The 12,459-nt window shown below is 26.3% G+C and carries 11 protein-coding genes; 3 read left to right on the top strand and 8 right to left on the bottom strand.

The genetic code is table 11. The features are described 5' to 3' along the window. The 5 genes from KJQ97_RS04285 to KJQ97_RS04265 all read right to left on the bottom strand — a co-directional run. Positions 1–1,009, bottom strand: a 1,009-nt coding sequence (locus KJQ97_RS04285; protein ID WP_214120058.1) for a tetratricopeptide repeat protein, incomplete at its 3' end; no start/stop codon positions are given. After that, positions 991–1,356: a YkgJ family cysteine cluster protein gene (locus KJQ97_RS04280; RefSeq protein WP_214116687.1), complete on the bottom strand. Its 366-nt coding sequence runs from the start codon at positions 1,354–1,356 to the stop codon at positions 991–993. The genes KJQ97_RS04285 and KJQ97_RS04280, both read right to left, overlap by 19 nt. Next, positions 1,343–2,026, bottom strand: coding sequence for a tRNA1(Val) (adenine(37)-N6)-methyltransferase (locus KJQ97_RS04275; protein WP_214120057.1), 684 nt, complete (start codon positions 2,024–2,026; stop codon positions 1,343–1,345). Before KJQ97_RS04275 ends, KJQ97_RS04280 begins: the two co-directional genes overlap by 14 nt. Further along, positions 2,023–4,161: a coiled-coil domain-containing protein gene (locus KJQ97_RS04270; RefSeq protein WP_214116691.1), complete on the bottom strand. Its 2,139-nt coding sequence runs from the start codon at positions 4,159–4,161 to the stop codon at positions 2,023–2,025. Before KJQ97_RS04270 ends, KJQ97_RS04275 begins: the two co-directional genes overlap by 4 nt. 2 nt (positions 4,162–4,163) lie before the next feature. Then, positions 4,164–5,093 (bottom strand): NAD(P)-binding domain-containing protein, encoded by a 930-nt coding sequence (locus KJQ97_RS04265; protein WP_214120056.1) that lies wholly within the window; start codon positions 5,091–5,093, stop codon positions 4,164–4,166. Positions 5,094–5,168: 75 nt separating this feature from the next. Here KJQ97_RS04265 and trpS point away from each other — a divergent pair, with 75 nt between their 5' ends. The 3 genes from trpS to KJQ97_RS04250 are packed head-to-tail and all read left to right on the top strand — an operon-like array spanning position 5,169 to position 9,655. Next, positions 5,169–6,137 (top strand): tryptophan--tRNA ligase, encoded by a 969-nt coding sequence (trpS, locus tag KJQ97_RS04260; RefSeq protein ID WP_214116695.1) that lies wholly within the window; start codon positions 5,169–5,171, stop codon positions 6,135–6,137. 9 nt (positions 6,138–6,146) lie between these two features. After that, positions 6,147–7,394, top strand: a complete 1,248-nt coding sequence (gene serS, locus KJQ97_RS04255) for a serine--tRNA ligase (protein ID WP_214120055.1) — start codon at positions 6,147–6,149, stop codon at positions 7,392–7,394. Positions 7,395–7,402: 8 nt separating this feature from the next. Continuing rightward, a complete protein-coding gene (locus KJQ97_RS04250) occupies positions 7,403–9,655 on the top strand; it encodes a tetratricopeptide repeat protein (RefSeq protein WP_214120054.1) in 2,253 nt (750 codons plus the stop codon). A gap of 14 nt (positions 9,656–9,669) precedes the next feature. On the opposite strand, the gene KJQ97_RS04245 is transcribed toward KJQ97_RS04250, so the two are convergent. The 3 genes from KJQ97_RS04245 to KJQ97_RS04235 are packed head-to-tail and all read right to left on the bottom strand — an operon-like array spanning position 9,670 to position 12,430. Continuing rightward, positions 9,670–10,116 (bottom strand): low molecular weight protein-tyrosine-phosphatase, encoded by a 447-nt coding sequence (locus KJQ97_RS04245; RefSeq protein ID WP_214120053.1) that lies wholly within the window; start codon positions 10,114–10,116, stop codon positions 9,670–9,672. Between the two features lie 18 nt (positions 10,117–10,134). Beyond that, positions 10,135–10,818: a hypothetical protein gene (locus KJQ97_RS04240; protein ID WP_214120052.1), complete on the bottom strand. Its 684-nt coding sequence runs from the start codon at positions 10,816–10,818 to the stop codon at positions 10,135–10,137. Position 10,819: 1 nt separating this feature from the next. Continuing rightward, positions 10,820–12,430 (bottom strand): 4Fe-4S binding protein, encoded by a 1,611-nt coding sequence (locus KJQ97_RS04235; RefSeq protein WP_214120051.1) that lies wholly within the window; start codon positions 12,428–12,430, stop codon positions 10,820–10,822. Positions 12,431–12,459 lie beyond the last annotated feature (29 nt).

Raw genomic sequence — 12,459 nt, 5'->3', positions numbered from 1 at the left:
TAATTGCTTTTTGATATAAAAATTCACTAAGTTTTTTATATTCTTTTAAATTAAAATATACTTTATAAGCTAATTCATCATCTAAATTAGCTATTTCATAAAGCTCTTTTTTCTTGTTAAATTCCAATAATTTCTTAGTTATTGTGTATAAAATATCTTTATTATTTGTAAATTCATAAAGCTTCATTCCTAAGCTAAAAATCTCATCAATATCTGAAGAATTATTAAGTTCATAAAGCGCTTCTAATCTATACAACAAAAACAATGAATAATCAGGATTTATAGGCACTAATTTAGTATATTCTTTGATATTTTTATAATCTTTTTCTTTAAATAATTTTAATATTTGTTCTGAATAGCCTTTAGGGTCTAATCTAATCGTTTTCTCCCAAATATTAAGAGCTTTTAAAGCATTTAAACGCATTAATAAAAAAGGAGCTAATTCTGTATCTACTTTATTATTTTCTTCTGCGGTTTTATTAAATTCTTCTGTTAGTTTTACTACATCTTTATATTTTTCGTTAGCCATAAGCATTTCAATATATAAATATAATGAGTATAAATTGCTATATTTTTTATAATAATCTTTAGATATTTGTAAGGCTTCTTTTTTTAATCCTTGATTAAACAGCTCCTTACTCATAGCATTAGCTAGTGTAAAATCTTCGTTTTTTGATATGAATTTATAATACTCTTTTTTTGCTTGTTTATAATTTTTTTGTTCTACTAATTTAACAATATCTAGTTTTTTGATTAAATTATTATCTTTATCAATATCTCTTAAAGTATTTACTGCTTTATCCATATTTAAATTAGCAATAAAACCTTGTTTTATTCCATTTTCTAAATAAGCTTTTAATTTTGTTTCATCATATAATTTTAAATATGATTCGCTAGATAATTTAGCATTATTATTTTCGTTTAACATTGCGTTTAAACGCAAATCATCAATACTATCAGCAAAAGTAATACTAGCTAATAAGATTAGTATTAATTTACCCCAATACATTCTTTTTTAAGCTCCTTTAGGTTATTTTTAAAATATTCCCAAAACGGAAATGTTCTACATTGCATAGGTCTTGCTTCATATACTCCACAATTTTTATTAATTTCATCAAAAAATATACAAGCAAAGCCATTATTGTATGGCTTTTCAATTAGGCTAAACCTAACGCCTACTTTAATGCAATATTTATTAACAAAATCATTAAAAGTTGTATTTTTTATCTTAGCTAGTTGGATAATTTCATCGCTAGTTAAAAATATATAACCACTCTCACCCGTGCAACACTTACCGCCACACTCACTACATTTACTCTCATCAAATGAATATGAGTAATCTTTATTGTAAATCATAACTTTGAACCTTGATATTTTGATAAATTGAATTAAATTCTTTTGTTGTGCCATTACTATCGTTACATATTAAAGGTGGCAAAATCAGCACATCACTTTTGCTTAATTTTCTTGCTTTAATTAATACTAAATTTGATGGTTTTTCGGCTTTTGTGTGAATAAATCTTATTATTTCGCATTTTAAATTCGTATTTTTTAAGGTTTCAAATATTAAATCAATTTTTTTAGCATCATAACAAAAATATAAAAAACCTTTTGGTTTTAATAATTTATCAGCACTTTTTAACAATATTTCAAGTGGCAAAAAATCAATATGTCTTGAAATATTTAAATGCTTATTTTGTGCTTGCATTTTAGAATAAAATGGTGGATTAGAGATTATAAAATCATAATAATTATAAACTTTATAATCTTTAATATCACCTAAAATTACTTTATAATCAAGATTATTTTTTTCATAATTTTTTTTGCATAGTTTTACATTTTCTTCTTGAATATCAATTGCATCTATTTTTATATTTTTATTTTCGCTTAATAATAGGCTTAAAATTCCACTTCCAGCACCAATATCAAGTCCTATTCCTTTAAGCTTATCTTTATTTATAAAATCATATAAAATTATGCTATCACTATTGTAGCGATAGCCGTTTTTATATTGATAAATTATCATTTATAAACTCTTAAAATAAAGCCTTTTTTATTGTCTTTTGAGTATTCAGGCTCTAAACTTGAGCTAATTAGTGCATTAGGAATTTTTGATTTTATATAACTTGCAGCACTTTTTGTTCTATCTTTTGATAATCCAAAATTAGCTAAGCGAGTTAATCTTTGCACTTCTTTGCTAGCCATATGAACTCCATCAATAGCACTTAAACTCTTAAAGCCACTATCATCAATTATAGGAGTTATCTCATATAAATAATTTTGATTATATTTTGCTAAGAATTTATCAAGTTCAAGCGAGCAAGTTTTACTAAGTCCAATTACTCCTGATTTTATATCATCACAAACAAAAGTATCTTGTAGTTTTAAACTATTTGTATTTAACGAACTTCCTTTTTGAGCTAATTCAAGTTTTTTTTCTAATTCTTGAATTTTTTCTTTTTTTGCTATTAGTTCGCTATTTTCTTGATTATAGTTATTTAAAGTTTTGATATTTATTTCATTTAGCTGTTTTAATAGCTTATCTTTTTCTTCTTCTAAGGCTAAAACTCTTTCAGAATTTGTATCCTTACTAATAGTTAATTTTAGTTGTTCAATTTCATCTAAAAGTGTTTTGTTTTCTTGTTTTGCTTTATTATTATCTAGTTCTTTAGCCGCATATTCTTCTTTTAAAGCAATATATTTTACATTTAGCTCATCATAAGCTTTTGAACTTTCGTAAAGTTTATTATTCAAGTCTTTAACATCGTTTTGTTTATTACTTAAGCTATCGTTTTTATAGTTTAAAAACTCATTATTAATTTTATTTAATTGCGTGGTTAATTCTATTTTTTCTTTTTGTAAATTATCTAATTTTGTTTTTAAATCCATATTATTTGCACTACTTGCTTTTAATTGCTCATCAATTTTTTGAAGTTTTGCTATTGTTTCACTTAAATCTTTTTCTTTTTTCTTTGAGTCTAATTCTAGTTCTTTATTTTTTAGTTGCATATCTTTTAATGCTATTTCATTTTTTGTATTTTTATCTTGTAATTTAGCATTAGATTCATTAACTTTATTTAGCTCTTTTGTAAGATTATCAAGTGAATTTTGGCTTTTATCACTTAAATCCTTAATCACTTTAGTTTGTTCGTTTTTAGATTTTTCAAGTTCTAGTTTTGCCTGAAAAACTTCATTTTTTAATTCATCTCTTTGTTTTTCAATATTTTTTAAATTATCTAATTTTTGTTCCAAATCATTTTTAACTTGATTTAGTTTTAATATTGAAGTTTTAGCATCATCTAATTTTGCTTGGAGATTTTTATTATCCAAATTAAGCTTTACAAAATCAGAATTATTATTGCTTTTTAATTCATCATTTAGCTTGCTTGCTGCTTTTATTTCTTTACTTAATTCAAGATTTTTTAAGTTAAGTTCATTATTTACTTTACTTAATTCAGCATTTACACTTTCTAAATTCCCTAGATTTTTTACTCTTTGTTTTAAAATATCATTTTCTTTAACCACATCTGTATAATTTTTTTGATTTGCTATGATTTTTGCATTTGCTTTATCTAATTCATCTTGCAATTTTCTTGCTAAATTATCGTGTTCAAATTCGTCCATTTGTTTTTGATTACTAAGAGTTCCTAGTAAAGAATTTAGATTTTTAACAGCGTTTTCTTTATCATTTAAGCTTAATTTTAAACTATCATTTTCGCTTTTATAATTTGCTAAATCTTCATTTAGCTTATCTATCATTTGCTGATATGAGTTTTTGCTATTTTCATTTACTAATAAACTTTCGTTATTTAAACGATGAACTAATTCATTATTCTTAGTTTCTAATTGTTCGTTTTGTATTTTTAATTTTTCAATTTCTTGATATAGATTTTCTATTTCATTGGCTTTGGTATTGCTATTTTTTAAGCTTTCTATTTGCTTTGTAAGCTTTACAATTCTATCATTTAATATCTTATAGTTTTGTTCTTCAAGTTTTGGCAATTGCACTTGTTTTGTTTGTTGTTTTTGCTCTATTTTTACTTGTGGTTTTATTGGTGTTTGGTTTGTTTTTGTGTCTTTAGATGGAATTACAAAATAAATTCCACCTAAAATAACAGCACAAGCACCTAAGCTATATAGTGTTAAATTCTTCTTAGCCAAGCTTAACCCTTAATAATATAATCAGCAATTTTTTTAGCGTGATTTAAAGCAGTTATTATGCTTTCTCCATTTTTACTAGCAATATCTCCTGCTACGAAAATATTTTTAACATTACTTTGCATATTAGTATCAAAAGTAGGAACGCCTTTTTCATCAATTTCTATTCCACTATTTGTTAGAAAATCAACTGGAGTAGAGCCACCAATTCCATAAATTATCCTATCAAAAATCTCTTTTTCACCATTAGTATAAGTAACTTCAGGTTTGTTATCTACTTCATTTACTTCGCTAATATCAGTTGCTAATTTTAAAGTAAGTTTTGCTTCATATACATTTTTATGATTTATTTCATTAATTCTACTAAATTCAGCTCTTCTATAGCATAATGTAACATTTGCTTTTTTGCTTAAATCAACAGCGTATTCAACAGCACTATTACCACCACCAACTACTAAGATTTTTTCATTTTCTTTAGCATCGTTTGCGTTAAAATTGATAACTTTACTTAATTTTGAAGGTAGTTTATAACTTGGTTTATTTGGTTTTCCCATTCTACCGATTGAAATTACTGCATTTTTTGTTTTAAATTCGCCTTTACTTGAATATACAACTAAATTTCCATCAACTTGCTTGATTTTCTCAACTTCATTTGAAAACATTACTTCAAAAGAACCATCGCAAAGGCTTGTAAATAATTCTAATGAGCTTTCTTTTGTTCCATCTTCAAAAGGTATATTTCCTAAGTTTGGAATATCAATTTTATTATAAACTTTATCAACTCTTTTTCCATCTTTATAATAAGTTCTAAAAGTTTGACAATTCTCTGCTGCTTTTTCTATTAATAAAACATTTTTTAAACCATTTTTATGTGCTTCATAAGCACTTGCAATTCCTGCTGGACCTGCACCTATTACTACTAAATCATATAGCATTTAAGCTCCTTTATTAATTTTTTTGCTCTATATTAAGCATAAATTTTAAATTACAAGTAAAGATATGGAGAACAAATGAGAATTTTTACAGGACTTCAGCCAAGTGGGGATTTGCATATAGGCAATTATTTTGGAGCAATAGCTCCAATGATGAAAAGACAAAATGATAATGAAATGATAATGTTTATTGCAAATTATCACGCTATGACAAGTATTTTAAAGGATAAAAAAACAGCTAGTAATTTTAAAGATAATATTAATAAAGCAGCAGCTGCATTTTTAGCTTTAGGATTAAATCCAAATAAAAGTATATTTTATTTACAAAGTGATGTTAAAGAAGTCTTAGAACTTTATTGGATACTATCGCAATTTACTCCTATGGGATTACTTGAAAGAGCACATTCATATAAGGATAAAATAGCAAAAGGTCTTAGTGCAAATCACGGCTTATTTTCATATCCTGTTTTAATGGCGGCTGATATTTTATTGTTTGATGCACCATTAGTTCCTGTTGGAAAAGACCAAATTCAACACCTAGAAATTACAAGAGATATTGCAATTAAATTTAATAATGAATTTGGAAATGTATTTACTATCCCTGAAGCATTAGTTGATGAAAATACTCAAACAATAGTAGGCACAGATGGTGCTAAAATGAGTAAAAGTTATGGCAATACTATTGATATTTTCACAAGTTATAAACAACTTAAAAAACAAGTAAATAAAATAGTAAGCGATAGCACTCCTATTGAAGAGCCTAAGGATTGGAAAAATTGTAATATATATAAAATTGCTGAATTATTTTTAGATGAAAATGATTTAGCAAGTCTTCGTGCAAGGTATGAAAAAGGTGGAGAAGGATACGGGCATTTTAAATTGTATTTATGTGATGTTATTTGGGAGTATTTTGACAAGGCTAGAAGTGAGTATGAAAGATTATTGCAAGGTAAAGAAATTGCTGATATATTAAACGATGGTGCAAAAAAAGCTAGTATATTAGCGCAAAATAAAATGCAACAAGTTTATAAAGCTTTAAGTTTATAAGGAGAAATTATGATAGATTTAAGAAAAATTGAAGAAAATTATGAAGTTTTTAATCAAAAATTAAAAGCAAAAAAAGTAGATGATGGAGTTTTAAAAAGTTTATTAGATAGCTACAATGATACAAAAGCGTTAAAAATAGAATTAGAAAACGCCCAAAGTTTTCAAAACAAATTCTCAAAAGAAATGGGACTTAAAGCAAAATCAGGAGAAGATATAAGTGAGCTTAAAAAGTCTTTAGATGAAAATAAGAAAAAAATAGCTGAATTAAATGAAAAAGTAAGCGTAAGTGAAGCTAAATTAAATGAAATTGCAGCTTGTATTCCAAATTTAATAGCTGATTGTGTGCCTATTGGAAATGATGAAGAAGAAAATGTAGAGATTAAAAAGGTATTAACTCCACCAACATTTAATTTCACTCCAAAAGACCATCATGATTTAGGTGTGGCACTTGGTTGGCTTGATTTTGAGCGTGGTGTAAAAGTTGCTAAAAGTCGTTTTGTAGCTTTACGCGGTGAAGGTGCAAGACTTGAAAGAGCATTATATAATTATATGATAGATTTTAACCGCTCAAGAGGATTTGAGTTTGTAAATACTCCTTATATTGTAAATGCTAATACTATGTTTGGCACAGGACAATTGCCTAAATTTAAAGATGATTTATTCAAAATTGATGGAGAAGAATTGTATTTAATCCCTACAAGTGAAGTTAGTGTAACAAATCTATATAATGATGAAATTATAGCTTTAAATGAATTGCCTATCAAAATGACTTGCTATTCACCTTGTTTTAGAAAAGAAGCAGGAAGTGCAGGGCGTGATACAAAAGGAATTATCCGCCAACACCAATTCGGAAAAGTTGAACTTGTAAGCATTAGCACTCAAGAAGATAGCGATAAAGTATTTGAAGATATGCTTAGTTGCGCAAGTGATTTATTAACAAGCTTAGGTTTAGCTCATAGACATTTAATGCTTTGTAGTGGGGATTTGGGCTTTAGTGCAGGAAAAACCGTTGATTTAGAAGTGTGGCTACCAGCACAAAATAAATATCGTGAAATTAGCTCTGTTAGTAATTGCTATGATTTTCAAGCAAGACGCGCAAAAATAAGATATAAAGATGAAAATGGTAAAAACAAATTAGCTCATACACTAAATGGTTCAAGCCTTGCAGTAGGTAGGACTTTAGTAGCTATTATGGAAAATTATCAAAGAGAAGATGGCACAATAGCAATACCTGAAGTATTACAAAAATATATGTAAGATAAAGTATGGCAGAAGAACAAGTAATTGTTATTGAAGAAGGAAATACTCTTCCAGTAAAACAAAGTAAGTTCAGCAAAAAAAGTATAATTTTAATCGCTGGACTTTCTTTACTTATTATTATTTTATTAGTAGTTTTACTTTTTTTAATTTTTACTCAAGATAAGTCAAAAGAAATTAAAGTTGAGCAAAATGAGCTAATAGAACCAAAAATAAGCATTCAACAATTTAAAAGCCAAAAATTAGATTTAATGGTGGCAAAAGCCAATGCTTTATATGAGAGTGGAAACAAAAGTGAAGCTTTAAAAATATATGAAAATATAGCTAAATATAATGAGAGTTTTTCGCATTATAATTTAGGAGTTTCAAGAATGAAACAAGCAAACTATAAAGGAGCTTTAGAGAGTTTTCAAAAGGCTTTAGAAAATAATGAAAATAACACGGTGGCTGCTTTAAATGCTGCTGTTTGTGCTTTAAAATTACAAAAAGATAAAGAATTTAAATATTATATAGATTTAGCATATTCTTATTTAAGTAATGAAAAAAACTCAAGCCTTTATTATTATTACTTAGGTTTAGTGAATTTTTATAAAGGATTTTATCCTGAAGCTTTACAAGCATTAAATAAACAAATCCATCCACTTTATCAAAACGACGCAAGATATTTAAGAGCAAAAATATTAAGCTCATTTAATAAAAGTTCTGATTCTATAAGAGAGATTAATTTACAAGATTCTTATGATAAAAATTTATCTTTAGGATTACTTTATGCAAGAAATGCTGAATATAACAAAGCAAGATTTTATTTAAAAAATGCACTTGAAAAAAGAATAAAACCAAAAGAGACAAAATTAGCTTTAGCTTTAGTTGATATAAAATTAGCAGAATATCAAGAAGCTTCAAGGTTTTTAAAAGAATTAGAAAAAAATGATTTAGAGTGGCTTAAGTCAAGTTATAATGTCAAAACAACCATAGATGATAGGATATTTGATATAAATTACGCTCAACATACTTATGAAAAAACCTTTATAGATTCAAAGCAACAAAAATATGATTTGATATTTTATTTTTCGCCTTTTAAAGTATTTGATGCGACAAGTGCGACTAAAATGATAAATAAGGCAAATGTTAATATTTACTTAGATGATTTAGATAAAAGCTCAAATTATCTTAAAAATAGTCAAACTTTATCAAAGATAAATATACAAATTACAAAAGCTTTAAATTATGCTTTTAGTTATGATATAAAGAGTGCTAGTGAGTTATTAGAAGAATTAGTAAAGCTTTATCCACAGCATAGTATTTTGCAATATGATTTAGGTTTAGCATATGCACTCTTAGGCAAATATGATTTAGCAAAAAAACACTTTTTAGCTAGTTATCATTTAGACCCTAAGGATTTAAGAGCAGGAATTTATGCTTTATTTTGTTCGGATTTGTTATATGATGATACTACGAAATTAGAGCAAGATTTACAATATAATTTAAATTATGTTGAAGATGAAAAAGATAGAAATTATTATTTAGCATTACTTTCAATTAAGAAAAAAGATTATGTAAATATGCAAGGTTTTTTGAACCAAACTAATACAAATAATATTAGTAATATTAGTTTAGAAATTCTTGGATTTTATATGCAAAATGATTACGATAAGATGATAGATAAATCAAAAGTTTTAATAGACTTAAGTGATAATGACATAATTGCAAATATTTTATATTTTTCTTTAAAAAATAATAAAAAAGATGTAAAAGCCTATGCTAAAGATGTTCAAATGTATTTTCTTAATAAAAAATTAGATTATCGCTCATTATTTGGTGGTGCTAAAATAGTAGGGTATAACTATGTAAAATTAATGCAGATTTCAGGTCTTTTACAACAAGAAAGAGAAAAATTAAAGCAATATTTAAAAACTAATGAAGACATAGGAGCTTTAAAAGCGCTTGCTTATATAGATATTTATGCTAATGAATTTGAAGAGAGTTTTGCAATTTATAATAGTTTGATTGATGATTATCATATTGAAGATTCTGATATTTTATTTTTAGCTAGTGTTGCAGCTATTGGAGCAGGGCATAATAATTCAGCTATAGCCTTACTTGAGCTATCTCGTGTAAAAAATCCAAGCAATCTTGAATCAAGATTGGCTTTAGCTTTACTTTATCACGAAGCAAAAAATTATGAATCAGCTATATCACAATATGAGAAAATGAATGATGAATACAAATCAGAGTTTTTTACATTTCAGATATTTAGATAAGATTTAGTTTTTAGCTAAATCTTATTATTTTCAATTTCTTTTAGGATATTTTTACAAGCATTATTTAAAATCATATAAACTTCATCAAAATTATTTGTATACCAAGGGTCAGGCACATTTTTATATCCTAAATCACAATAAGAACATATTGGTTTTACTTTGTCTTTAAACTCATAAAAATTATTTAAAACATCTTTATAATTACTCTCGTCCATAGTAAGGATTAAATCATATTCTTGGCATAATTTTTTTGTGAGTTTTTTTGATACGAAATTATCGCATTCAATATTTTTATTTTTTAAAAGTTTTTTCGTGCCTATATGCATATCTTCTCCATCGTGATAACCTGCTGTTCCTGAACTTGTTATTTTAAATTCTTTATTTTTGCATAAGTCTTTCATAATAAACTCAGCCATAGGAGAGCGACAAATATTGCCTAAACATACAAACATTATCTTCATTTTATTCCTTTATAAAACTTATTCTATATTTTCTTTAAAGCTAGTTAGCTCACTCATATTGATTTTTGAAAACTCGGTTGGAAGTCTTGGTTCATAAGGTATTCTTTGCAATGCTTTATCTGCAACCGATTCTTTTTTAGCAGGTGCATTTACACTATAAAATGCCCTTTCAATTTGTATTAAATAAGATATGATATTTGCAATGTGAGTAAATATTTTTGAGTTTTTATGAGTTTGTAGTTTTTCACAAAACTCATCTACAACTTCATTAATAATTCTTGAAAATAGCTCCTGACATAATTCATCATTATTTTTGCATAAAACACTACCTAGATAAAATAAAAAATTCATACTATCTTCATTATCGCTAAGATTTGTGTTTTTGATTAAATTAGCTCTTTTTAAAATTCCTGTTGCAATTATTCTCATTTTGCCATTATCACGCCCTTCATCATAAAAACTAGCATCAGTAGGCACATTTACATAAGAAAAATCATAAAAAACAGCATTTTGCTCATCTTTATAAGCTGCATAATCAGTATCTAAAATTACTTTAAAATCATCTTTTAAATCATCTAAATTATCATAAAAAAACTTAGCTTGTTCTCTTAAAGTATTAAAATCATCATTATTCATAAAGCTAATTGCTCTAGCACAAAATTCGTAAAAATATGACCTAGTTATATTTAATTCTTCGTTCATTTTAACCTTTCAAAAATTTATTTAATTTTTCTTCAAGTGGTGCAAAAAAACTATTTGTATCATCAAAAACTTGAGCTTGTTTTAGCATCATTATCTTAGCCTTACAATCAGCACAGCAATAAAGCGAATATTTTTTCGTAACATCATAGCTAAAAGCAGCCCCTAAAATACCAGCTATTTTATCAATTGATTTTTTAGTAGCAAATTCTTTACCACACTCAATACAAGCAAACAATTCATCTTTAGCTAAAGTTTTATGAGTAAAGCTAATCGGATTTAGTTCTAAAATATCATTTTGTATAAAAATAGTATCTTTTTCAGCACAAGAATTTATACAATATCCACAACTTGTGCATAATGATGCGTTAAATTTAATAGCGTTTTCTTTACTATCGGCTAAAATTGCGTTCGTATTACAAGCCCCAGCACAAGAAGCACAAAGGGTGCAAGTGCTTTCATTTATGCTAATTTTTGCATAATTTTTAGCAGTGATTACGCCTTTATCTAAATTATTTAACATAGAAGAGATTTTTAAGCCAAAAAGCTCTCTTTTATTTAATCTAAAATTACTTTCGCTTGATTTAAATTCTTTTATCAATTCATTTGGAATTTCATCTAAATTTGCATTTACATATATGGCTATTTTTCCTGTGATTGCCTTGCAAATATCATTTACTAAGTTGATTTTTTCGGCTAAAAATTCGCTAATATCTCCAACTATTGCAATGCTTTTACCACTTGTGTTTATTAAATGTAAAAGTATTAATTCATCTAATAAATCAAAAGGTATATTAAATGGTAAAAAATGCTTTATATTAAAATCATTATCATAATTTTGAGTTATTATTATTTGCTCGTTTTCATAGATTTTGCTAATTTCTTTTATGCAATCTTTATTAAACTCACAAAACTCAAGTGCATTAGTAGGACATACGCTTACGCATTTTGCACAATTAATACAATCAATTTCGCTTATTATGATTTTTTTATCATCAGTGCTTAAAGCCACGCTAGGACAGGCCTCAACGCACCAACCACAATGCTCACTCCTACGCCCGTCTAATTGGCATAAACTTGAATTAAACTCAATCTTTCTTGTAAAGCTAATTTTACCCGTTAAAGAATTTAAATCCTGCAATATATTTTCATGATTTATTAATACTGCGTGATTGTTTAGTTTTGTTTGTGAAATAGCTAAATCACAATCTAATTCGCCTTCTTTAGTAACTACTACAAGTGAGCCAATCCCACCATAAACAAACTCAAATTCACTAACACAAACAGCCTTATAACCATTATCTATTAATTTATTTTTTAAATCTTTATCATCAAATAATATGCAAATTCTTTTATCAATATTCGCATATAAATTAATCTCACTTGAATAATCATAATTAATAGCTCTTGCTTCATATAATTTTTCTAATTTTTCATTATTAAAAGCACTTGAGTTTTTTATATAAAAATCAATTTCAGGAGCATAGATTAAAGCGTTTAAAGCCTTATCATTTGCTATTAGAAATTTCTCACTAGTAGGGCTATTTATAACGGCTATATTTTTGCCTAAATCATCTATAAAATCAGCCTTTTTTAAATATGCAAATTCTTTCATTTTTACCTTTCCTTGCTAGTATTTTAAAA

The organism is Campylobacter sp. 2018MI01, from assembly GCF_018501205.1.
GTDB lineage: Bacteria > Campylobacterota > Campylobacteria > Campylobacterales > Campylobacteraceae > Campylobacter_E.
This window is presented reverse-complemented; position numbering and strand designations above follow the sequence as displayed.